The 24906-nt window shown below is 37.7% G+C and carries 24 protein-coding genes and 2 pseudogenes; all 26 read right to left on the bottom strand.

Translation table 11 applies throughout. The features are described 5' to 3' along the window. Positions 1 to 60: 60 nt before the first annotated feature. On the bottom strand, positions 61 to 894 hold the full coding sequence (locus ACWPWY_RS06565; RefSeq protein WP_454190933.1) for an inositol monophosphatase family protein: 834 nt from the start codon (positions 892 to 894) through the stop codon (positions 61 to 63). Between the two features lie 697 nt (positions 895 to 1591). Beyond that, complete coding sequence (locus ACWPWY_RS06560) at positions 1592 to 1987, bottom strand: YobA family protein (RefSeq protein WP_454190932.1); 396 nt, start codon at positions 1985 to 1987, stop codon at positions 1592 to 1594. Positions 1988 to 2011: 24 nt separating this feature from the next. Then, complete coding sequence (locus tag ACWPWY_RS06555; RefSeq protein ID WP_454190931.1) at positions 2012 to 2614, bottom strand: hypothetical protein; 603 nt, start codon at positions 2612 to 2614, stop codon at positions 2012 to 2014. A gap of 266 nt (positions 2615 to 2880) precedes the next feature. Then, on the bottom strand, positions 2881 to 3642 hold the full coding sequence (locus ACWPWY_RS06550; RefSeq protein WP_454190930.1) for a class I SAM-dependent methyltransferase: 762 nt from the start codon (positions 3640 to 3642) through the stop codon (positions 2881 to 2883). A gap of 114 nt (positions 3643 to 3756) precedes the next feature. Then, complete coding sequence (locus ACWPWY_RS06545; protein WP_454190929.1) at positions 3757 to 4653, bottom strand: phosphotransferase family protein; 897 nt, start codon at positions 4651 to 4653, stop codon at positions 3757 to 3759. Between the two features lie 99 nt (positions 4654 to 4752). Next, on the bottom strand, positions 4753 to 5577 hold the full coding sequence (locus tag ACWPWY_RS06540) for a serine hydrolase domain-containing protein (RefSeq protein ID WP_454192822.1): 825 nt from the start codon (positions 5575 to 5577) through the stop codon (positions 4753 to 4755). A 242-nt stretch (positions 5578 to 5819) separates the two neighbouring features. Beyond that, the gene (locus ACWPWY_RS06535) at positions 5820 to 6410 is read right to left on the bottom strand and encodes a dienelactone hydrolase family protein (RefSeq protein ID WP_454190928.1); all 591 of its coding nucleotides are present in this window, start codon (positions 6408 to 6410) and stop codon (positions 5820 to 5822) included. Positions 6411 to 6665: 255 nt separating this feature from the next. Beyond that, a complete protein-coding gene (locus ACWPWY_RS06530; RefSeq protein WP_454190927.1) occupies positions 6666 to 7211 on the bottom strand; it encodes a GNAT family N-acetyltransferase in 546 nt (181 codons plus the stop codon). A 175-nt stretch (positions 7212 to 7386) separates the two neighbouring features. Further along, on the bottom strand, positions 7387 to 7923 hold the full coding sequence (locus ACWPWY_RS06525; protein WP_454190926.1) for a hypothetical protein: 537 nt from the start codon (positions 7921 to 7923) through the stop codon (positions 7387 to 7389). Between the two features lie 374 nt (positions 7924 to 8297). Further along, positions 8298 to 9334: pseudogene (locus ACWPWY_RS06520) on the bottom strand (NADP-dependent oxidoreductase). A gap of 533 nt (positions 9335 to 9867) precedes the next feature. Then, positions 9868 to 10029 carry a hypothetical protein gene (locus tag ACWPWY_RS06515; RefSeq protein ID WP_454190925.1) on the bottom strand — a complete coding sequence of 54 codons (162 nt, stop codon included), beginning with the start codon at positions 10027 to 10029 and terminating at the stop codon, positions 9868 to 9870. 76 nt (positions 10030 to 10105) lie between these two features. Beyond that, on the bottom strand, positions 10106 to 10588 hold the full coding sequence (locus ACWPWY_RS06510; RefSeq protein WP_454190924.1) for a hypothetical protein: 483 nt from the start codon (positions 10586 to 10588) through the stop codon (positions 10106 to 10108). 669 nt (positions 10589 to 11257) lie between these two features. Next, positions 11258 to 12613 carry an aminotransferase gene (locus tag ACWPWY_RS06505; protein ID WP_454190923.1) on the bottom strand — a complete coding sequence of 452 codons (1356 nt, stop codon included), beginning with the start codon at positions 12611 to 12613 and terminating at the stop codon, positions 11258 to 11260. Between the two features lie 23 nt (positions 12614 to 12636). Continuing rightward, positions 12637 to 13773, bottom strand: coding sequence for an alanine dehydrogenase (ald, locus tag ACWPWY_RS06500; protein WP_454190922.1), 1137 nt, complete (start codon positions 13771 to 13773; stop codon positions 12637 to 12639). Between the two features lie 29 nt (positions 13774 to 13802). Next, complete coding sequence (locus ACWPWY_RS06495; RefSeq protein WP_454190921.1) at positions 13803 to 14558, bottom strand: sulfite exporter TauE/SafE family protein; 756 nt, start codon at positions 14556 to 14558, stop codon at positions 13803 to 13805. A gap of 31 nt (positions 14559 to 14589) precedes the next feature. Next, on the bottom strand, positions 14590 to 16008 hold the full coding sequence (locus ACWPWY_RS06490) for an aldehyde dehydrogenase family protein (protein ID WP_454190920.1): 1419 nt from the start codon (positions 16006 to 16008) through the stop codon (positions 14590 to 14592). A gap of 158 nt (positions 16009 to 16166) precedes the next feature. Next, positions 16167 to 16946 (bottom strand): GntR family transcriptional regulator, encoded by a 780-nt coding sequence (locus ACWPWY_RS06485; protein WP_454190919.1) that lies wholly within the window; start codon positions 16944 to 16946, stop codon positions 16167 to 16169. Next, the gene (locus ACWPWY_RS06480; protein ID WP_454190918.1) at positions 16943 to 18205 is read right to left on the bottom strand and encodes an MFS transporter; all 1263 of its coding nucleotides are present in this window, start codon (positions 18203 to 18205) and stop codon (positions 16943 to 16945) included. Before ACWPWY_RS06480 ends, ACWPWY_RS06485 begins: the two co-directional genes overlap by 4 nt. Before the next feature lie 55 nt (positions 18206 to 18260). Continuing rightward, positions 18261 to 19916, bottom strand: a complete 1656-nt coding sequence (locus ACWPWY_RS06475; protein WP_454190917.1) for an amidohydrolase — start codon at positions 19914 to 19916, stop codon at positions 18261 to 18263. 105 nt (positions 19917 to 20021) lie between these two features. Continuing rightward, entirely contained in the window at positions 20022 to 20327 is a 306-nt protein-coding gene (locus tag ACWPWY_RS06470) for a MerR family transcriptional regulator (RefSeq protein WP_454190916.1), read from the bottom strand. Between the two features lie 325 nt (positions 20328 to 20652). After that, entirely contained in the window at positions 20653 to 21483 is an 831-nt protein-coding gene (locus ACWPWY_RS06465; RefSeq protein ID WP_454190915.1) for an undecaprenyl-diphosphate phosphatase, read from the bottom strand. A 398-nt stretch (positions 21484 to 21881) separates the two neighbouring features. Next, a complete protein-coding gene (locus tag ACWPWY_RS06460) occupies positions 21882 to 22055 on the bottom strand; it encodes a hypothetical protein (protein ID WP_454190914.1) in 174 nt (57 codons plus the stop codon). A gap of 327 nt (positions 22056 to 22382) precedes the next feature. Next, on the bottom strand, positions 22383 to 22784 hold the full coding sequence (locus tag ACWPWY_RS06455; RefSeq protein ID WP_454192821.1) for a methyl-accepting chemotaxis protein: 402 nt from the start codon (positions 22782 to 22784) through the stop codon (positions 22383 to 22385). A gap of 141 nt (positions 22785 to 22925) precedes the next feature. After that, positions 22926 to 23384, bottom strand: a pseudogene (locus tag ACWPWY_RS06450) (protoglobin domain-containing protein); the annotation flags it as partial. Between the two features lie 175 nt (positions 23385 to 23559). Continuing rightward, positions 23560 to 24090: an AAA family ATPase gene (locus ACWPWY_RS06445; protein WP_454190913.1), complete on the bottom strand. Its 531-nt coding sequence runs from the start codon at positions 24088 to 24090 to the stop codon at positions 23560 to 23562. A 124-nt stretch (positions 24091 to 24214) separates the two neighbouring features. Beyond that, positions 24215 to 24703, bottom strand: a complete 489-nt coding sequence (locus ACWPWY_RS06440) for an N-acetyltransferase family protein (protein WP_454190912.1) — start codon at positions 24701 to 24703, stop codon at positions 24215 to 24217. Positions 24704 to 24906: the final 203 nt, after the last annotated feature.

Genomic DNA, 24906 nt, shown 5'->3' with positions numbered 1-24906 from the left:
TCATCTTTTTAGATTAATATGACTTTTATGTTCTTTCTTAATCCTTTTGATTAAGCTCTATTATCCAATAACGATACCAGTTCCTTTTTCGAATGAATTTAACCCATCCCTTACTATTCTTAATAGTTCTTGTTTATGGTCCGGGTGACAAGCAATGATATAAGGTTCTTCATTCATTCCGCTAAATGGATTGCCTTCAAAGTCTATGACGATTCCTCCAGCTTCCTTTACCATTAAGATTCCGGAATACAGATCGTCTCCTTCTGAATTGTACAGAACGATTCCATCTATGTCTCCCTTTGCAAGCATGCACCATTGAAGTGTGGGTGCCCACAACCTCATCATTCTCTTAAACCTGACATCAATGAATTGTCTTAAATGAACTGCCCTACGATCGTTTTGCACTTTATGACCTTGAATCCAGCCTATATTTCCTTTAGATATATTTGAGCTAGGACTCATTTGTATCGGTCGATTGTTACAAGATGTTCCTTTACCTATGACGGATACAAACAATCGATCTGTCAATGGTTCATAAACCACTCCAAGAACAGGCTCTCTTCTATACATCAACGTAATTGATGTTGTAAAGACTGGCAGTCCTATTGCAAAATTATTAGTTCCATCTAATGGATCAATTGACCATAACCAATCACTTTCCAAACCAATGATCCCTGCTTCTTCACTGCGAATCTGATGTTTTGGAAATTCAGCAAGAATTTGTTTAATTATAATTTCTTCCGTTATGTAGTCTACTTCAGTAACCACATCTCCAAATTCACCTTTAGATCTTAGCTCTACAAAATTATTGAATTTCTCTTTCGAAATCAGGCCCGCTTGGCGAATTACTCTTTCTGACAATTCTTTCGCACTTTGAATAATCTTGTGATCCATTATGCACCTCATTCATTTAAGTTCACTGCTGATTTCACCTATTATTTCAATATTTGAGGACCCCGAAGAGGCATATCCTTAATCCCTCTTTGTTGTCCATTCTGCAGATCCAATCCATTAACGGAGAATTTAGTGACTACCAATAGACAGCTGCTCGAAACTCTCTCGGCAAAATATCCTTCTCATTCCATCTACTCCTCAATTACACCTTGCGAACCGCAAACCAAAGTTCGATATAGTTAAGGCTATTTTTTTCGCCGTATATTTGAAACTCCACCCCGTCCACTTGCTCATAGCCCGCCGTCGGTAGCCATTCCATGTAAAAACGGTGGTACAGTTCTTAATCGTTTCGTTAAACTGGTCCCACGGATGTGTCCGACGGAAAGATTGCCCAAGTCAGCGCGGGAATAGTTACTGAGGTATATAAACATTACATGGAGCTTTTTTTAGATATTGTAGGTTTTCTTCTATATAAGTAATTCGCTATCCTTCTTGCAGAGAAAGTCAAATGCGTTTATCGTTTATACGATGTTAGATGATTCATTAATCTCTCAAACATACCTTTATGTATAGATTTCTTCCCTAATGGGTTACGGGACACTTTGCACTTAGCAACAAGAGTCTGTTCTCATCAGGAAAACTTTTTTATTGAAAAATATGAGAGGTAACCATTATGATCACCTCTCATATATAATGTTCATTTAATTAATTCAACTTTCTTAGCAGATGCTTGCGCAGGAAACGATGTGTTTACTCCTCCATCTACTGTGACCTTGACTTGTTCACCAACGTTAAAATCATTGTTTTTAATACCTCCGATGGAAACCCAAGTTGCATTTGGTTCAGCGATTTTTAATATTTTATCAACTGACTGTAGAGTGATATTAAATTCTGACTCATCTAATCCTTCAACAATCAGTAAACGATCTTTTTCCTTGTCAATAATATATCCTGTTATAATAGTATCATTTGTAGGGTTAGTAGCCTCCTCATTGGTTGAGCCTGAACCGCTTTCACTACTGGATCCCTTATTTAATGAACATCCACTTAATATTAGTGGTACTAATAAAAAAGTAACAACTAATTTCTTCATACGTAAAATCATCACCTTCTCTTTCTAGCTAATCTTACACCTTAGTATGTAAACGTCTTTGTTCTGTTCGATTGTTTTCTCCATATCGTCGTATGAACCAAAGGAATCCCTATCTTTATTTCTGATCATCATTCCTAAGTCAATGACTTGATTTAAATCCGCTGAAGTATTCTGGGTTGTTGGTTCCGTTATCGTGCTATCAAAATCCATATTGGTATTCATCTGCTTTCCGCTACTGATGTTTCCATTTTGTCTTAATGCCATGGTCCATAATTCTTGTTTTGTATCCATGTTTATAGTTGAAAAATATAACTTACTTTTCGTATCCGTTGATATTTGAGAACCCATATCTAACATTGTTCCGGAAAACTCTCCATCTTTATAATGATCAATCCAATAATTGATATTCTCTACGTCTACATTCCTATACTCTATTGAAAATATCATTACATGATCTGTACCTGCTGCCTTCATAATAGAGTACTCTTCATTGTCAAAATTAATATATTCAATCGATATTTGGTCCACTTCTTTTTCGGTAATGTTATCCGATTCTAGGGTAGAAGACTTACATCCCATCAACATACACAATGATACAAATAATATAAATATGGTCCATCTTTTCATTCATCTCACCTCACTAGGGTTTTTCGCCTGGTGCCTGCCGCGTAAATATGACGTTAAGATTCAATACTTCATCCTCAAATAATATGAGTACGCAATTCCCTCTGACATTTCCTATTTTCCGGCGTATTATCGATTTTAGGTCTGAGTGGTCAGTTTACCGATAGAATGGATGCTCGAATAGGCTCCTTAGAAATCCTTTTTAGCGATCAAGAACGAATACGGAAATTTCGAATTCATTGTTAGATGAAGTTTTAGACTTCCATCATTTATACTAAGGCTTTTCTAGCTTCATACGTTATCATCTGTCCATCAATTACAGGTCTATTTAGAAACTTATAGTTAGCAGACTTTATAATCTCTTCATAACCGAGTCTATTAAGTAAATCGTCAAATTCGTAGTTTCCATACCAACTTAAAGGTAATCGTTGTAATTCGGTTTGAATTAGATTACCGTCTTTCCATTTTTCATATTTCAATAACGACACGATTCTTTGTTCTAAAATATTAACTTCAGTTCGTCTCTCTTCTAAGATAATCACTTCATTCTGAGGGGTATTCCAAGTCTTTGTTGAGGTGAAATTTGCATTGAAATCGGTGGGTATGAACAGATCCATTATCAACCTGCCTCTAGGCGTCAAATAGGAATATAGATGATTTAAAGTGGAGATCGCTTGTTCCCGGCCTTCAATTAATTGAAAAGAACCGCCAGGGATGATAATAGCATCATATTTATTCGCCAAAGAAAAATTACGCATTTCGTTGTTATACAGTGCAGCAGTAAGGTTTAATTCATCACATCTTCTTCTACAGGAAGTGAGCATTGCAGCAGAATTATCCAACCCCTCTATGTCAATTCCTGCTTGGAGTAACGGGATTAAAACTCTGCCAGATCCGCAACCAACTTCAAGGACTTTTCCTTTCATATTAGATAAACGTTCTAAATAGAACGCAACATCTCCAACAGAGTAGCCCAATGGTTTACTAAGATCATAAACTTCAGTACAAAGTTCTCCGTACGAACTATACATATTGTTGTTCCTCCTCATATGAAAAACAATGTTATAGGATATTGGCAACTATTACTTCTCATATATTAATAAAAAAGGTTAATCATTTATTAGTCCACTAACTTACAAGGTTATTCAAGTAACTTGGTCTATTTGTCTAATGAAATCTCCCGCGAGCTCTAGTTGCCTAGTAGCAAATTCCAAATTACCATAACCTTCGATAGCGTAATCTAAATTACCAAGTGTAGACATCAATATCCGGGCGGTCAGGGCAAAACTAAACGCTTTTGGATCCACGATGATCTCTTTATTGCTCAACATGTAACGAAAAGTCGGATCTTTAAGTCCATTAAACAAGGCAAGATTGCCAATATATGATGCTAAATCCCAGTAAGCGGGCATCAATGATACATCCTCAAAATCCGTCCAAATCCAGCCTTCCTTACTTGGAATTAAATTTCCAGCATGGGCATCTCCATGGGATGGTATTAAAACACTTGTTTCTAATCGCATCTGTTTATCTATATCATGAAACATTTCAAGTAAGGCTTGTATACGCTGGTCTGAGTTTTTCATTAATCTTGCAGCGGATCGACTAGTCCGTTCCCAAACACCAAGTACGGGAAGTTCGTCAGAAAAGTCCTTCATTGCTATGGAGAGGTTACTTACAAGTTCAACGCTTTCACACGGTGATGGTCGTTGTAACTCTACAGGAGGTACATAGTTCCAAAGCGTCATCCATGTATCATTAATATTATGGGGTCCTGCATCAACAAGATCAGTAGGTAGTAACACGGGAATATTCTTGATTTGAAGGTGCCTTGCTATCTGTAATTCCCGATTGAGTCTCTTATATGCGGTATCTGCTTCTTCCTGTGTAATGACATTGGCTAATCGGATAACAATGGGATGGGGAGCCAAATGAATAATCAGATTACCGCCATTACTCAGAATAGTAGGTGTAATTTCCGCTAATCCAATAGTTTTAACAACCAATAAAGCTTGAGAAACTAATTTATCTATATATGACAATACAACAACTCCTTAATTAAAAAAGTTATAAACTAAAACTATGAAAATATCATAACGTTTATCTAATGAAGATGCCTTCCTTAACTAACTTATTAACCTCTATTTATTCAAAACATAATTTTCAAAATACTGTATTGGACTTGAGGTATGATCAGATAAGTTACTTGTAAATACAGTAACTATTCTTCTTTTTTGATTAACAAATATATACTGCCCTCCCATTCCCATAGCATAGAATGTCTTATCTTCTTCACAATCTACATCCTTACTATTCATTATCCACCAATGATATCCATACAAGGATTCTGCAACAAAATTATGATTTGTTGATTTTTTTATCCATTCAGCAGGAATCAGTTGTTTCGAATTCCATTGGCCATTTTGTAAATATAAGACTCCAAATTTCAACATATCTTCTATTTTCATCGTCAAACCAAATCCGCCTTTTGCAATTCCCTGAGCATCTTCATACCAATTGAAATCATGAATACCTAAGGGTGAAAATAAGTTCTTTTTTGCAAAATCGACAGTGTTCATTTGGGTAGCCTTCTGCAATATAGCGCTAAGTAAATGTGAATTACCACAACTATATTTCATTTGTTTACCAGGTTCTGATTCAACAGGCTGTTCAAGAATGAACTTCACCCAATTTTTTGTTGGAATCATAGCTTCATTTCCTGGCCAACTCAAACCCGAGGACATCGTTAACAGATGTCTAATTGAAATTCCTTTTTTTATATCATCGATCTCGCTGAAATAATGAGAAATCGAAACGTCCTCATTCTCTATATACCCCTGTTGAATTGCAATTCCATACAATGCAGACATAACACTTTTTGTAATTGAATTTACTTTGTGTTGTTTTTCTTTCGTTTTTCGATTTCTGAAGTATTCAAATACAGTTGAATTCTCTTTGTATACAATGCAACTCTCTATTTTATCTTTCTTTATCGCTCTTTCGAGTTCATATAATTTAATAATGATGTTACCTTCCTTCTGTCTGCTTTATAATTGCGTGTAATCAGACAACTATATCTTGATAATGAATTCATGATTCATTCCTTTTTCAAATCTATTCATCTGGGTTGAAATAAAATTTTATTATCATTCACGATCATGCAAGCAGCGAATAATTTTATTATTTCTGCCATATTTAATTCTCCTACTTATATTTGCTTAAGAAATTCTATACTGAGTTCAACACAATTCTTAAATTCTTTGAAGTTATAAGTTTTGTAGAATGGATTCATAAAACCATGTTCGGCTTCAATAGTCTTTATCAACGTATTCCTCTTTTGCTTAAGATCCGTTTCTAAATCCAATACATTACATGACTTTTCTCTATCGGCAAAGAACAATAAGGTAGGACATCTAGGCTCTATCTCTTTATGATTTCTAATTCTCGATCCGTAATATCCGATTACCCCGTTAATATCATATTCACTACACATCCAAGCAATTGTTGCCCCAATACTAAAGCCAATGATAAATATCTGATCATACTCCGCTTTATTTGTTTTTACTATTTCCTCAACTTCTCTTAATGATTTTTCGAATCCAACCTCGTTCATAAAATATTGATAAGCAAATTCCTCTTGTTCATAAGAAAATGAATCTCTGTGACTTAAATTAGGAACCAATACATCAAAACCTTCTTTTATTAACATCTCACTAAAAAAATGAATATGATCGTTAACTCCATAAATCTCGTGAAGTATAATCACCAAATCTCTGCTTGCCGATATTTCTCTGCTCATTTTTTCACATCTTTCTCAAAGTTTTGAAAAGAGTTTCAATAAAGACAGTTAAAATCGTTTATTCATTGTTATAGGAATCAGTAAACATATGGTACTATGACAATGATTCTGTGCAAAGGTAATATATAAATATATTTGACTTTACTTCTCGTTCCTACGAAAACAACCCCTGCGGATAAAAGGCGTAAGGTAAAAATCATATCGTTGAGATGCCTTATCTCATCTTCAGAAAAGCACGCGTCTCCTCGAGAGGTTTCAGTCATTTCTCCATTCATCTGCTTTCAATCCATACATTACTCTATCGAGAAATTTCCCATTGATATATTCGTAATCTCTTAGTTCACCTTCACGTATAAATCCTAATTTTTCAGGAATAGCACGACTTCTTGTATTCTCTCTAGCCACTCCTATTTCAATTTTATGTAATTGTAGTTCCTCAAAAGCATAATTTATTAGTACTTTAATAGATTTAGTAATGATTCCTTTACCCTCATACTCTTTACCTAGCCAATATCCAATTTCCGTTTTTTTGTTTTCTTGATCTAAATATAAGTAACCAATAGAACCTACTAATTCGTCTCCTACCCAAATCCCTAACCAGTAACCTTCATCCTTTGCATATCTTATACGTGTTCTTTCAATAAAGGTTTTTGAATCATCCGCTTTCAAAGTAATACTGGGAAACTTCAACCACTCACCAATATGATCCCTATTTCTATTAATTAAATCATATAATTTTTCTGCATCTTTAATCTCTAATAAGGTCAAAAAACAAGAATCATCAATTGTGTATTTAAACATTATTTATTTCTCCTTTTTCCCTCTTAATTATCCAACGATTTAACAATGTCTTCCCTATAAAATCAATATCAGTCACTGCCGGAGAAGGGCCAAATAACTCCATGCATGATATGCTCTCAGGCAGAGCCGTGTTGAATTACTAACACTCTATGAATTTGAGTTTTCTATTTCATATTTAATTTGTGTTTTGCTGGATAATTCTGATAATATCGTCTATGTGTAACGAGCCATCAATAATCAAGTCCGAATTAGGTTTTGTCTTCTTTAACATACTTTCATACCCGATTCTCCCACCGGATAAGTAAATATTTAATTCATCTATTATTACTTCTGTATTTGTATTCCTAAAATCTCTTAATAACCTTCTTGCCATTGCTATATCTAGAGGTGTATCTATAAAAACAGTCAAATCAATGTTTTTTAAATCATGGTGCAGTCTTGAAAAGGGATAGTCTAATAATATGTATTTCACATCAACGGGGTTTGAGTTTAGTAGATTGTTTACATCATTTATTATGGGTTCGAGATTCCACTCGTTACAGTCGGCTCCGCGTTCAACCCAAGCTATAACATCTTCAGGTCCTTCCAGATCATAATCATCGAAATAAATAGCTCTGGAATGGTTTAACTCTTGTTTCAACCTTGAGGTAACTGAAGTTTTACCACCTCCAGACACTGCTTCTATAGCAATAATCTTAGGTACTGTATTCATAATTTTCTTTTCCTCTTTTCATGACTTATTATGGTAACCCGGTTGTACGACAGAATCACTCGAATCTTGGGAACGGGAACATTTATGTCACTAGGACTGATAAATATTTTACTACAGTTTAGTTTTTTTACAATATTTGGTTTCCTCGAAGTTGTTTTAATACACATCAATATAACGATGAATTTTGAATATGTGGGAAAGTTACTAGGTATAGATAGATCTATTATGAATTTTTCATGTGTTGAAATAAAGTAATCAGTACCTTTTATAAATCTTCTTTATGAGTTTTGGGCGTATAAAGAATTCCAAACAAAAACAGGTCCAATTCCTTAAGTACTAAGGTATTCGACCTGTTTGGCGTGGCTATGATTAACTTATTTACTTTTCTTTAAATCTTCGTCCTTACCATTACTCTGCTGACCAACGATAGATAAGATGACTTTCCCTTTAGATTTTCCAGTTTCCACATAATCCATTGCTTTTGTTGCTTCTTCAAACGTAAATATCTTATCAATCGTTGGTTTAATCTTCCTTGATTCCAAGAGTTCCGTTAATACTCGTAATTGTTGTCCGCTATGCTTCATAAAAAGAAAAGTGTATTCCACATCATACTTTTTTTCTAGACTAGTTAACTTAGCACTAGCTAGTGAGAATAACATTCTTTTAAACAGTCCCAGTCCCATTTCCTTTGCAAAACGGCTGTTTGGGATACCAGAGATAGAAACAATCTTACCGCCTTTTTTTACAGTTAAAATGACTTCTCTAATGTTGCTCCCCCAATACTATCAATCACTGCATCATAATTCTTTATCATGTCTTCAAAGTTTTCTGTTTTATAATTAATGACTTCATCTGCACCCAGCGATTTTGCTAAATCGCTACCCTCATTAGCTGTAGTTGCAACATAGGCCCCCATTGCTTTTGCAAGTTGTATAGCAAATGTTCCTACACCACCAGAGCCCGCATGAATTAAGATTTTTTGGCCGTTTTTGACTTTCAAAATATCGTGAAGTGCCTGGTAAGAAGTTAGACCAACCAAAGGGATCGATGCTGCTTCTTCAAAGCTAAGATTTTTAGGTTTTAACGCAATGTCTTTTTCGTGAACTGAAAGATACTCTGCAAATGTGCCGATTTTGTTAGAGCGTGGACGACCATACACTTCATCGCCTACACTGAATTTTGTTACACCTTTTCCTACTTTAATAATTGTTCCTGCAAAATCGTTTCCTAATGTCAATGGCATATCGTAATGCAGCAGTATCTTCAATTCGCCCTTACGTATTTTTGTATCCAGTGGGTTTACACTCGCTGCATGTATTTTGACTAATACTTCATTATTTCCTATTTTGGGTACGGGGAGATCAATAAAAGTAGGCTCTTTCTTGTATGCTTCTATTACAAAAGCTCTCATCACAAAACTCCTTTTAACCTGTATATAATTACCGACGACTGATCTTTGTTTCTTAGATTGTAACGATACACGGTCCCTATTCATCCTAAGGAAGATTAACTTTCCATACTAAGATATCTTTAAAAGAGAATCATTTTATGGTTACATTAACTTCCTATACATGATTTAAATATACACTATTATAAAATATAAGGCGTCTTCTGTGCTAAATGGATGATTTAATCAATTAATTCTGGGAGAGTGTTGAGGAATGAAAAAAACCGATAATTTAATGCATGTTAGCATTACCGGAATTGTAATATTTGGAGGAATTTTTCTATTTCGTTACCTAATAAACAGAGAATTTTCATTCTTAAATCTAGTTTTGGCGTGTATATTTCTTATTACATTTTTATGTACCGTTATTTGGAAAAATAAAAAGAGGTAGCTATTTTAGAGCTTCGGACTGTAGACTAGCGTACTTATAACTCATCATTTAGTACCACTCTTTAGTTTGATAATAACCCTGGATATAACCATTATGATCAATACTATTAAAAATGAGGATATAAGAAGAAACAAGTAATACCCCACTTCCAATATAATTTTTTTTCAAAATGCTCAAAAAACTCACGCTGATCAAATAGCAGTTCCAGAATTAAATTAAAGACAAAAATGACGACAGCATACATTGCAGCCTCTTTAACGATTTTCAAAATACGTTCCCCCTCTTCCAAAAGTTCACCTCGATCATAATCTAAATGAAGGAGAATTATTGAATGATATGTATATCTATGTTTCCGTCACTAAATCCTTTATTTTTGATGCAAAATTGTCCCAGCTTGTATCATATCCTACATTATAGATCCATCCACTAGAACGCAGCCTCTCACCCAAATGGATGTAATCTGCACGCTGCTCATCGTTCAGGCTAACATCTAAACTTTCTTCATCATACTTAAACTCATTTAAGTATTCATACAATCTCCAAAGGAGAATTTCCTTATTATTATCTCCTTCCATTGCGTGATTTAGAATAATGGAATCGATGGCATCATCTAGTTTCTGTGTAACAAGAGCTTCATTTTCCCAATTATTATCTAGCTGGTACTGTATTGTTGCTTCAAGTTGACCTATATCTCGGTAAATGGCTGAGTTTAACAACTCATACTTCAATTCTTGTTTTCTGTTATCACCTTCTTGATTCATAAAAAAGGTAACATTCCCGATTAGCGATACGACTAAAATGATTTTAATCCAGTCTGTTTTTTTCATACTTCCTCCATTCACTCTGTCTTCTAACTAGGCATTAGCAGTAAACTAACCTGCTTGTTAGCTCAAAAAGTCTTTTATGATACTATCAATTTCGTTAGATAATACTGTGCAATTATACCATAACATTACAAAAACACGTTTAATGGCGGTATTGCGATTGCGATCAACTGTTTGATACATAAACAGAGATAGCCGATATCGTTTACGGGTACCTCCTTGTCTATTATTGAAATAATAAATTACACGTATATCCATGTTCAACGACAATATGAGTCTCTTTCAAAGAAGTATGTACATATCAAACTGCAGTTACAAGCTGTTCTTGATCAAGTTTTCCCAACGTACATAAATGTGTTTTGGGGGACATCTACTCTCACTTTTCACTTCAATTTTCAAATGAGTTTAAAGCTTCATATTTGATATTACAATCGGACGAAGAAATGCTTGAGTTCAAATTTAAAGAACTCCTTTTCTCAAGACAATGGTCAGAGAATTGGAGTCTCGCTCATTCTTCAGTACCAAGAGCACCTATCTCTATTGGAAAAGAACATAGATGCTCTCGCTGAAGATTTTTAAATATGTTATACCCGGACTTTGATCCCCTAATATCTCCAGTTCCAGTTTTTTGATTATCTCTCAGGATTCTACCTCATTGAACAAATCTATGAATCAATAAATCTCAAACGCTTCTTTCACCGTATCTACTAAAAATGTCAGATCAGTTTCTGTTGAGGAGAGTGGTGGAGCAATAATCAGAACATTACTGAAGCCGGGAATGGTGTCTCCATTTCTACCGATGATCACTCCTTTTTGTTTGCAAGCCGTAATGATTGAACCGATAAAAGCATCCGAGACCGGATCTTTTGTTTCCTTGTCTTCTACAAGTTCGATACCATACAGGAAGCCTACCCCGCGAACTTCACCCACATGGGGATGAGCAATAAGTTCATGCAATTCACTCAAAATTTCCTTACTCTGATATTCGACCTTAGCTACAATATTCTCCCGTTCGATAATTTCTATATTTTTGAGCGCTACTGCACAGGAAGCCGGATGTCCACCATAAGTGGAAACGTGACGAAACTGATTGTTATGCCCCGTACCTTTGAAACTCTCATAGATTTTCGCTTTCACTGCCGTGGCGCCGAGAGGTAAATAACCGCTCGTTAGCCCTTTCGCCATCGTAACGATGTCCGGTTGCACGCCGTCGTAATGCATGAAGCCAAACATTTTGCCTGTGCGTCCATACCCGGAGACCACCTCATCCATGATGAGCAGTACATCATATTTTTCACAAATTTCGGCTACGCGTTGCAAATAACCATCGGACGGAATAATGACCCCGCCGCCAGAAATGAATGGCTCCATGATGACGCCTGCGACGCTATCTGCTCCTTCCCAGACAATCATTTCCTCCAGCATGTTTGCAGCAATGATATCCGCTTCCGGTGTATCTCCGAACGGTGACCGATAGCGATAAGGTGGCTGTACATGTAGGAAGCCAGGTGCAGGAGGGTCGTAACGATGACGACGATTGGCCTGAGCAGTTGCACTTAACGCGCCTAAGGTATTGCCATGATATGCCCGGTATCTGGAAATGAATTTATATTTTCCAGGGTTACCGTTTTGCGCATGGTATTGGCGTGCGATTTTGAACGCAGTCTCATTCGCTTCTGATCCACTATTGGAGAAGAATGTTTTATAATCTCCCCCACCCAATAATTCACTGATCTTAGATGCAAGCTCGATCGCGGGCTCGTGACTTATCGTTAGAGGAGAATACGATAATTTCATCATTTGCGTTGCTGCAGCATCCGCAATTTCCTTACGTCCATGTCCCAGATTTAAGCACCATAATCCGGAGACACCATCGAAATAGCGATTGCCATCCATATCATTAAACCAGGAACCTTCGCCGGATGCTGCAATCATTGGACTCGATCCTTCTAGGTCTTTGTAAAGCGCATGCCATAAATATTGTTGATCTTTTTCGATCAGTGTACGAGTCTCTTCTTTTTTTCTCAAGTCATTTCCTCCCGCTAGATAGATTAAGATACTGTAATGACTTCCTTTGTGATTAACGTTTCAAGTGGTGTGAATGGTAAATTCATGGCTTGTGCTACCGCTTTGAATGTAACCTCGCCTTTAAACGTGTTAACCCCTTTGGCTACCGCGGGATTGTTCAATACTGCTTGTTCAAATCCATGATTGGCAATAAAAATTCCATATTGGCTTGTTGCATTCGTTAAAGCGTATGTGGCCGTTCTTGCGACAGCTCCCGGCATGTTGGCGACCGAATAATGAATGACTCCATGTTTCACATAGGTTGGTTGATCGTGGGTAGTTGTATGGTCAACGGTTTCAATAGAACCGCCCTGATCAATGGCTACATCGACGACGACAGAACCGGGTTCCATCTCCTTAATCATACTTTCCGTTACGAGCTGAGGGGCTCTGGCGCCTGGAATCAATACAGCACCTATAAGCAGATCGGCTTTCTTTACTTCCTCGGCAATGTGGAATCGATCTGAAATGACGGTTTGCACACGCCCTTCGAACAGATCGTCGAGCTGTCTGAGACGCTCCGGATTGACATCAAGAATCGTTACGTTAGCGCCCAGCCCAACCGCCATCTTCGCTGCATTCGTTCCTACAACACCGCCGCCAATGATGACTACACTTGCTGGTTTTACTCCGGGAACGCCGCTAATCAGCACTCCTTTTCCCCCTTGGAACTTCTCCAGAAAATGAACGCCAACTTGAACCGACATTCTTCCAGCGACTTCACTCATTGGTGTTAAGAGTGGCAGAGATCCATTGTCTAGCTGAATCGTTTCATAAGCGATGGACGTTACGTTTTTCTTCATGAGCTCATGAGTCAATTCCGGTTCCGCAGCAAGATGTAAATACGTGAATAAAATCAAATTTTCTCGAAAGTAAATGAATTCCTCCTGTTGAGGTTCTTTCACCTTCATGACCATCTCTGCAGACCAAGCTTCCTCTGCTCTAGAAACAATCGTTGCTCCCGCCTGAATATATGCGTCATTGCTAATCCCGCTACCCAGGCCAGCGCCATTTTCAATCAATACCTCGTGCCCAGCATTAACAAATGACAAAACACCTGCCGGAGTTATCGCTACACGGTTCTCGTTGTTTTTGATTTCTTTGGGTACACCTATCATCATGCCTCACACACTCCCGATCTGATTTGTATTTAATTCAACAATAGAATACCTGTAATAAAAATGATGGAATGAACGACGATCAAAAATGACTTTTCAGATATATTTTCATTAAGCCGTTTACCTACAAAACCACCTGCATAAACAAACGGAATGAACAACAGCACAACCAGCAGATTTTGAATCGACAGCGTTCCGAGAATTAAGTAAGTTACAATTTTAATCGAGTCCATAACAGCCAGCAGCATGGCAATATTCGCTGTAAACTGTTTTTTGGAGAAGGATGAATCATGCAAAAATAGTACGATTAAGGGTAAACCGCCTGAGTTCGCCGCTGCCCCAACAAATCCGGATGCAAATGCGCCCAGCTGATAAAGAACACCTTTTTTCCTGCTCTGGTTGACGGGCTCTCCGTCTGTTACAGCAACCTTCTTTTTACGGGTTGCAATGAGCATGATCCCCATGACGATGGCACTGATGCCAATGGCCGGTTTCAGAATATGATCATCTACGTAGGCGAGTATTACACTTCCGAAGATTGTGCCTGTTAATGCCATAGGCAGCATTCTGGCAATCAGGCCCCACTGAATCGATGCACGGTGTACTCTAGCTCCCGCAAAATTGCTAAACCAAAGTATAGGGGCTAGTAATGTCGTCGCTGTGGCGGAAGAAACGAATAGGGTAAGAATCGGATTTAAAATCATGCCGGCTCCAAACCCAAAGCCTACTTTGGCAAGACCGCTAAGTACCGCGAAGAGAATGAGAATTCCCGCTAATCCTACGCCCATTCCTCCTCAGCTCCTTAATCGTTCCTTCAAATCAAGTACGGACATATACGGTTTTCCATTCTGTAAAAAACTTGATGGCATGACTTCCTTGTTCACGAAATCCTCCAATGCCTGTTGCTTTAATACCGCCGAAAGGCATGTGCGGTTCACTATAAGTCGAGGGCATATTGATATGCACAAGCCCAGACTCAATCTCCTCTGCATACTTCATGGCAGCAGCAATGTCTTTTGTGTATATTGTCGACGACAAACCGTATTGAGTGGCATTAGACTGCTTCAGGCATTCTTCAAAATTAGAGAATTGAATCAGTGCTAATACCGGCCCGAAGATTTCTTCACTCGCAATCGTCATCTGTTGTGTCACATGATCAAACACCTTGGGTTTGATGAAATAACCGCCTTGAGCCCACTCTTCTTCAGGCTCATCATCACCGTATATCAAAGTTGCTCCTTCTGATTTGGCTAGTTCAATATACGAGCAAATGGTATCATATTGACGTTGATCCACCACAGGTCCAATCATCGCAGTTTCATCTGTCGGCAGACCCAGGGTGACCTTGTTCAACGTAGCAACCATGTGATCCCGAAATGTTTCATAAATGGAGTCATGGACAAAAATCCGACTAGTTGCAGTACAGCGCTGTCCCGCATCCAACAAACCACCGGACACAATATCCTGACAAGCCTGTACAAGATCAGCATCGGGCATGATGATAAACGGATTCTTACCACCCATCTCCGCCTGAAAACGGATGCCTCGGGGCGCCAATACCTGATGAATCGTTTGTCCCGTCTTCGTCGAGCCTGTAAACGTAACCGCTTTGATCTGTTCATGAGCTGCAAACACTTCACTGACTAAGGGACCATCTGCAATCAGCATGGTGACTACATTTTTCGGCATACCTGCTTCTTCTAACAAGGACATGAATTTTTGTGAAATCAGTAGAGATTGCGGGGCTGGTTTCCATACAACACTATTACCTGCAACCAATGCCGGAGCGATTTTCCAAATTGGAATGGCCAGCGGGACATTCCAAGGTGTAATGACGCCCACGGTCCCGAGAGGTTGTTGTTTGGTATAAGCGAATACACCGGCTTGTCTGGAAGGGATGGTTTCTCCTGTCATGCGGTAGCCTTCTCCAGCGAAGAAACGGAGAAACGAAACACTGCGATGAATCTCGGCTATGCCATCCCTCAAGCATTTGCCCACTTCTGTGGTTACCAATCGGCCCCACTCTTCTGCCCGCTCTTCCATCAGTTGAGCTATTTTTAGTAAAAGCTCTCCTCGCACGGGTGCGGGTACTTTATTCCAACTTTTTTGTGCTACTGAAGCCTCTGAAATCGATTCCTCAATTTCTAACTTGCTCATCATTGGAAATTCAGCTAACACTTGTTTGGTTGATGGATTAATCGAAACTAGTTTTTCCTGTTGAGTGAATGTACTCGTCATGTCATCTCTCCTACTTGTAAGGATGTATTTACAACTACTTCATGAAGCAATCATAAGACATGTAGATTAACTTTTGTTTATTTACGTCAGATTATCTGACACACTTTTTTTAATGGAAATAAAACAGTGAAGAGTAGAGACCCTCCTCACTGTTTTGTCTAAAAATGGATAGGTCCGATGGGCATCAATTCCTCATGCATCGATCCAACCTGGTTTTTCTTTACTTGCTCAATCGTAAACCGGAATCTTGAGCCTAAATACAGGGCTTTATACTTCTCTATTGGGATATTTTTCTCGTTATATGCTACACCATTCCACAGAATCATTGGAGTTCCTGGATCCACCTGCAAAAGCTCAGCCTCCTCAGTTAAAGCTCCAACAGCCTGAAAAGATTGAGATGAACCCATAGCCGTATGGCCTTTTTGCTGCAATAAATCATATAAAGGTACACCTTCTAGATCTTCTTCTAACAATCCTGGATATAGCTTACATGGAATGAAAGAGGTTCGAATGGCAAGTGGTTCATCATTGGCCAGTCGAAGGCGCACGATTTTGAAAACATCGCTTCCTGTTGATATCGAAAGATCCTCAGCCAGCTTGTCTGATGCCTGGATAATCTGCCCATGTATTAATTTCGCTTGATCTGCTAAACCACTTGCTCTCATCCCTTCAGCAAACGTCGTAAACACATTCGCATTCCCTGTGATGATTGGCGAAGAAACGAATGTTCCCAAACCTCTTTTTTTGATTAAATAACCTTCCTGTACGAGTTCTCCAATGGCTTGACGCACCGTAGGCCGACTTATACCATGCTGTTGCGCCAAATCCATTTCCGAGGGGATTTTCTCCCCTTTTTTTAAAATTTCACTTTCCACCTGCTGTAAGATCCATTCTTTTAATTGCGTATAATAAGGGAGTTTACTTTTGTTATCGATCAACTATCACTCACTCCTCTCGCTAATTCTGGAATTACCAATCGTTTTTTACTAGATTGGAGACTCAAGAAAGCCAAGAAAATAAGAATACCAAATGCACTTAATAACCAGACGACGCCGTTATATGATCCGTTAAAGAAATCAATGATCAGGCCCATTCCTACAGGTGCTGCAAAGCCCGCGATTTGTGCACCAAGATTAACCAGCCCCACAGCCGAACCACTTGTCTCTTCAGGTAAACGTTTGATGGGAAGACTATAGATAATGACGGACAAGAAGGCGGAAAATACGGGAATAATAGATTGGAAAATGATAACTCCTGTAATGGACGAAGCGTGGAACATCAAATAAACCGTAATGGCGAGAGCAATTCCGCTAAACGCACCGAACCACTTTTCCTGTCCACTTTTCACTTTATCCATAACAGCTCCCGCGATCAGGAAAAAAATGATTCCCGTAACTGCCGGTATCATTTGCAAAATTCCTAGTGAAGACAAACTGATACCACGTTCATTAACCAAATAAGTTGGCATCCACGAAGATATGCCCCAACTGATAAAGCCATAACCAAAAGAAGCAATCATTAGGCTCCAAATCATGTGCGTTCGTAATAATACCTTGATATTTCCCTTAGCAGGAAGTTCCCCTTGTTTGGTGATAACGTCATTGTTCTCAACTCGTTGTTTCAAGATGTTTGGTTTCAAGAAAACCCAATACAATAAAGCAATAAAGAGACCAATCATCCCGATAATGAAAAACATAGTTCGCCATCCAAACTGCACTAACATCGTCGTCGTAAGGATCGGCGCAATTACACCGGCTACGGTTAGCGCGGACAAAAACACTGACATGGCTCGTGAACGTTTATTTTCTTCGATACTAGTAGAGATCAACTTGGAACCTGCCGGGAAGAAGCTCCCTTCTGCCAAACCAAAAAGAAAACGGATCACAAGTAGTGAGGAGAAAGACCAGGCTATGGCCGTTAAACCTGTAAATATGGAAAAACCAATAATTGAAATAAAAAGGACAATTTTTTCGCCGAATCGGTCTGAAAGCCAACCACCAGGGATCTGCATTATCGCATACCCCAAGAAAAAGATGCTTAATATAAGGCCGCTGGCTGAAGCACTCAGCTGGAATTCTTCAGAAATTTGAACAACTCCGAAGTTTATAACAAAACGGTCAAATGCAGAAAATAAATTTCCGATAAATAGCAGAAAAATGATCCTTCTTGTATGTTTCAACGCCCCAGCTTTGTTCAATCGCCATTCCTCCTTCTATTAGCTGTTTCACTTACACTGTTACTTTAATACACTATCACTTCCATACTTCCACATTCATATTTTCATATTTTATTTCTCCACCAATGATCGTGTATAAAACTTTAATGTTTTTAATTTCTAGTGGATTAACATCTGTAATATCTTTATCCAATACCACAACATCAGCAAACTTTCCAATCTCAATGCTTCCGGAATTCTGCTCCTGAAAATTCAACATTGCACCATCTATCGTCATTGCTCTTAACGCGGTGATCACATCGATTTTTTGCTCAGTCCCTAATATTTCTCCTTCTCTTGTTTGACGGTTAACAGCAGCCCAGATTAAAAATAGGGGAGAAACTGGCGTCACAGGGCAATCCGAATGAAGGGTGAACAAAAGATTTCGATCTGCTGCATCTCTCAAAGGACTGATCCTCTTCGCTCGTTCTGGGCCTAAAAACAATTGTTCATGACGTTTTCCCCAATAATAGACATGGTTGATAAAAAATGAACCTGCCACGTTCAACTCTTTCATTTTGTTTAAGTCCTCTCTTGTCGCCATCTGCACATGTTCGATCCGGTGACGGTGATCCAATCGTGGAGATTCATTCAACGCATGTTCAAAACCTTCTAGAATCGAGCCAATCGCCCGATCTCCATTACCGTGGATAGCAATTCGAAACCCACGTTTATGCAAACTGGCAATTTCCTCGTTAAAAACATTCTGTTCATAAAATAGTTCGCCACATGTATCATCATTACAGTAATAAGGCTCTCGCAAAGCGCCAGTTAATCCTTGGATCGAACCATCCTGAAATAATTTGGCACTGTCCAGGCGCGCTCTACCATTGGACAGTTGCTGAATTTTCTGATCCAATTCGCTTGCTGTATAATTTGAAAATATGCCTTCCCCCGTTAACATATAGTGCATCAACATAAGCTGTGAACGCATAGGGATAATTCCGCTTTTTGCAGCTTCAAGCATGATGTTTAAACTGTCTTCATCCCATACTCCAGCATCCGTGTTGGTTGTAATGCCTTGTGCAATATAATCCTGAGATACTTCGCTCAATCGTTGAAGAAAAGTATCTTTATCCATTACCGGAAGTACTGCTTGAACAACACTCATCGCTGGATTTTCATAAAGAACCCCGTTTAATCTGCCTGCGCCATCTCTACCAAAGTGGGGATTTTCTCCAATCTGTTCGTCATCAATGCCTGCAAGTTCCAGCGCCTTGGAATTTGCTACAGCAAGATGACCGCTTATATGCGTAAGGTAGACGGGATGATGCGGAGCAACCTGGTCCAGATCCATCCGGGTTGGATGGCGCTTTTCGGCTAACGATGTATCATCGTAACTATGACCTTGTATCCATTCTCCAGGAGGCGTGGTCACTCTTTTCTCTTCTATCTCATGCAGGATATCCTGGATGCAAGTGTTTTTGGGACTGCTGCAATCCACACTTCCCTTCAAGTAGGCACATGCCAAGATGTGATTATGTGTTTCAATAAATCCTGGTATTACCGTTGCACCTTCCACATTCAAGACTTTGGTCTCTGCTGTAACGTTCACCTCATTACTAGGCGGGACCAGTTGGCTCCAAATACCGACGATTCTGCCATTCTTCATAGCCACCGACCCTGCAATCCGATTAGAACCGTCCAACGTGATAACCTTTGCATTAGTAATAAGTAAATCCACACTTCTCATTTAGATCCCCCCTGTAAATGGATAGTTGTGATTGTTCCCAACTTCATCAGTACAGCATGAATGTCATTACATAGTGATGTCTTTACAACTAGTGCTAACACTATATTAAAAAAAATCTCTCTCGTTGTCCGTAATCGTGTTATATAATCTTACATTGTTTTTATTTTTCTGCTCTTGCTTAATGTCGAACGTCCTGACTCCATCTTCTAGATGATTGGCAATATCCATTAGTACCTCAATGTCCTTAAATGAGTATTTCCGATTTCCTTTTGTTGATCTATCGGGAAATATCAGCCCTCGTTCCTCGTAATAACGAATTTTTCTAGCAGACAAGCCGGTCAAATCACAAACTGTTCCAATGGTAATAACCTTTTTATCTTTATAATTCTCGTTATCTTTATCATTTCCCATGATAAAACCCCTTCCCCTCTCCAACTAGTGTTATTTAAAGTAACGTGAATTTGTTGTTTATTATTACATGGAAATAAATGTGATGTACATAGCATTGTTAAGAAAATGATGAAAAAGTTTTATATACTTGTTAAAAATCAAAAAGCAGATTACCTAAATCGATAGTCTGCTTAAGTTTCCTTATTATTTTTTTTGTATTATTAATAATTTGAAGATGGATATACGCGCATTTTTTTACGAAGAGACAATCTGGAGGAGAAGATATTCAGGAGTTAAAGAAAAAGCAACCGGTCTGTTGATCGGTTGCTTACTTTTTCTAATTGAACTAGCTTTTTTTCATTAATTTAAGGGCAGTTACAATATGACGATAAAATAAAAGAGAGAATATGATAAAACGGTATAGAGCAAACCATTCCAATCTAAGCCGCTTAATTAGTTTAATGAAAGTTACAACCGCGAGCATAGCAACAACGAAAGATGTCATAAATCCGATTAACATTAGATATAAATCGTCTGAGCTAAGTAAATCGCGACTATCGTATAAATCTAACAAGGTTGCCCCAAACATAACAGGTACAGAGATGATGAATGTAAAATCTGCGGCAGCTTTTTGACTAGTCCCTAGCAAAAGACCACCTGAAATTGTAGATCCCGATCTCGAAAACCCAGGCCATAATGCCAAACATTGAAAGAGACCGATACCAAAAGCCTGTTTATAATTAATTCCATTCATCGTATCAGCAATTTTAGTTCTTCTACTCCGTGCAGCGATAATCATCAATAAGCCACCGGCAACAAGACCAATCAAAACGGGGAGTGGGCCGAACAATTGTTTTTTGATAATGTCCTTGAAGAGAAGATAAAGTATTAACGCTGGTAACATAGCCAGAATCATATGTATTACGTTTAATCCTTTACTTTGTGAAAAATCCATTTTAATTAAATTTGACCCTATCTCCATATACCTTTTCCAATAAAGAATGAGAACTGCCATCACTGCACCTAACTGTATGACAATTGTAAAGGTTATTGCAGCATCACCCTCAAAGTTAAGCAAATCGCCTGCTAAAATCAGATGTCCTGTAGATGATACTGGTAAAAATTCAGTTAGTCCTTCTATCATGCCAAGTATTATTGCTTTAATTACATCAGTCATCGGATACCCCCCCTTATGAAATTAATTCGTTTTACACGTTCAATTATAGGGGGTCATATCCATATATTCCCATCGTTTAGCATAACAATATTCATTTCTACGTGACATTATTGTCACCTCATTTAAATGAGATACAAAACAAGAGTTAATCCTGCTATGATAATGAGAACAATAATTAAAGGAATAATTATTCTTTTCATCTTGTTCATTTTTCCCACGTCCTTACCTTCCTTACTTATCCATACCGATCTATTAAAATCCTAAGGATCATTCCATGGCCGAACAAAACTACATATAATATATCAATCATTCATACAAATAGATAAATCAAACAAAAAAGCCGCCTATTGACGACTTTCCACACGCCTTATATAACAAGAACTTTATTAATGTAAAGTTTAACCTCCAGATATAAATTGATATGAGCCTACTACAATTAAAAACAGTACAACAAAAACAATGCCGATTAGCACAATGATAGAAAAACCAGAAAATCGTGATTTTTGTTTAAGTTGACTTTCGACACTTTTTAATCGCTCTTTAATCTCTTGAATTTCTTTTTCGTGTTCCATTAATTCCTCTCCCTTCGCTAAGAAGCATTACTCTTTACAACTTTTGGGATATTATAACATAATTTATTTCAGCTGGCTTTTACATTACTTTAAATGCACGTTGGAATAAATAAAAAGCAACCGATCGTCTTGATCGGCTGCGTTCTTATTGACTTCGGTTAGATTTTCGTATCAGTATCTCCTGCTTGTTTATAGCTACCTCGTCTTCAGCTTTTATACCTTTACGGTAAACATCCACATCTGAGCTATATTCAGTTTCAGGATCGGCTTTCTTTCCGCATTTCACATTACTAAAGACTATGATTTCTTTTATGTATAGTTAGTTGTTCATACTTTCAATTTTTCTAATTCTACGGTAACTTTTTCAATCAACTTTACGTAGGTTGCTAACTCTTGCGAACTTGCCACCTGATTTCTGGAGTACATTGAGTTATGTTCTGAATCATTTCTTACCTTTGTTAGTGTGGAGTGAATATTTTTCAGCCTCTGATCAATAGTTCCTAATGATTCTTTTGAATGGTGAGCTAACTTTCGGACTTCTTTTGCAACAACTTCAAAACCTCGCCCGTGCTCGCCTGCTCTTGCCGCTTCAATTGCAGCATTTAATCCTAAAAGATGCGTTTGATCTGCTACTTCCCTCATCATCGTGCCCACTTGATGGATAGATTCGACCTCACTGTTCAAAGAAAGTATATTCTGGTGCGTCTTCTCTTGATAATCCACATTCATATTTGCTGAATTCCCTACCGATTCACTGCTATCTTTTAGTTGTACCATTAAAGTTACTAATTCTTGAACTGCTGAACTTACTCCTGTAAGCAAATGATTCTGCTTCTCCAATAAGATTTCTATTTTAGCTTTTTCATCTGTTTCGTATGCTTCTAGAACTAATTGTGAATCTAGATTAAACATTTTGGTTAATGCAAGGATGACACTTCTCCATTCAACCGGTAAAACTCGTTCAAAATGAGCTGTCGCGAGATCGAGATATAAAATGTACGTTCCCAAATACCAGTTCGTTGTTAAACCGATACGTGAATGAACCTTTCCAATAAACAAACGTTTCTCAATAAACTCCTCATCAATTACGCCAGCTGCCATAGAAAGAAAGTACCATCTCTGTGTTTCCTTTAAGCGTTCCAACGTGCTATTTTTCTCGATAATAGCGAGAAGCTCTGGCTCAGATGTCACTTGTTCATATACTTCATCAACAAGTGTATTGACGATCAGTTTAAACTCTTTTTCCTTGCTTTTTAATAAATTCAAATCAACATCGGTAATACCGATATAACTGATTTGTTTTTCTCGCTCTGATCCAAGGCTAATCATAATGTAGTTAAATATCCTCTCATGTGTAAAAATTTTCCGAACAGGATATCATTTTATAAAAAATTCCAGTAAAAAGATAGGTCTAGTATGAAAAATCACGAAACATAATTGTTATCAGCATGCTTTAACTTCAAATCACAAAATCCTATGTTATAAGGTGGAGCCCCTTTTCAAATTATCTAAGAATATATTTATCATCCTGCAAAATCCCTTTTATAATTTCAGATAATTGCTCTATTTTATATTCGTGTGTAAAGAGCTTATTAGCATCCATTAATTCAGAATCATTCTCAAACTCATCTAAAAGAATCAAACTACGCTCTCCCATTCGTTCTTCTTCAGGTCTTAACTGATCTCTAAAGATTATTGTTTCTTTATCTACTAAAAGCACAACATATACAATTTTGACTTCTCTATTATTCAATCGTTGTGCAAGCCATTTCACTTCTTTAGGAAATGATACGTAATCAATCACAACATCGTATTCATAATCTAATAGATTCATTGTTATGTTTAATATATTTTTCCAAGTTAAATCTAGAGTACTTTTGTCAAGCCATGGTTTCCCACGGCCGTTAACTGGAAGATGACTTATCGCATCTCCAGATATATAAGCACTTCTATTCAACGTTTTTACAAGTTTTCGAGATGTAGTAGATTTACCAACCCCGGCAGGTCCAGAAATTACATACACTGTATTTTTCATTGTTTTCCCTCTTTATTTTATATTTAGGTTCTATGGTACTGTGGTTATCTATGAACATGGGGGAGCTCAAAAGAGCGTACGAGAGGTTGTAGATTATGCTGCAGTGATTTATTATCAAAAGACCTTATATGTCTAAGACCATTGTGACTGACGTATCTACCATTCCAACTTCTTTAAACCCGAATCGTTGATATAATTTCATTGCCGCCATATTATCAGGAGCTACACTTAATGATACTTTTTTTATTCCCTTCTCCTTTAACGAGTCAATCAACATTTGTAACAGTGCTTTTCCTATTCCCATTCCTCTATATTCCGCTTCCAAAGCTATTCCAAGTTCTGGTACATCATTACCTACAAATCCAAATCCTTTATTATCTTCATTAAAAACTCGAACGGTGATCGATCCTAAAGACAGTCCTTCGTCATTTACTGCAATGTATCCTAGGTCTCCTTCTCTACCCCAATCTTCTACATACTTAGATAGGAAAGGTTCCTTAATCACATCTTTACTAAAAGGTTCTTTTCCTTTAGGAACATATAAAGATTCATACAACATATCCCACAAAAAAGGTATATCCTGCTCTGTTATAGGTCTGATTGAATATCGCATTTATTTCTCCTTTTAATTATATTCTCAAGTGATTTCGCTTTAACGTTTCCGTGTTTTTTCCCATAGGGATTTTGTTCTGGATCATCTACTAAATGAATTTTGATAATGTTCTTGTATATACGAACCTAATGGCTAAAGCACAAAATTTTATGTAGAGAAATTTCCAGAGTCAATTTACTGCTTTTTCTTTTCGCCCAAGTGCG

The sequence above is a fragment of the Paenibacillus sp. Marseille-Q7038 genome (assembly GCF_965111595.1).
Note: the sequence above shows the minus strand (reverse complement) of the source record. Positions and strands in the feature narration are given on the sequence as shown.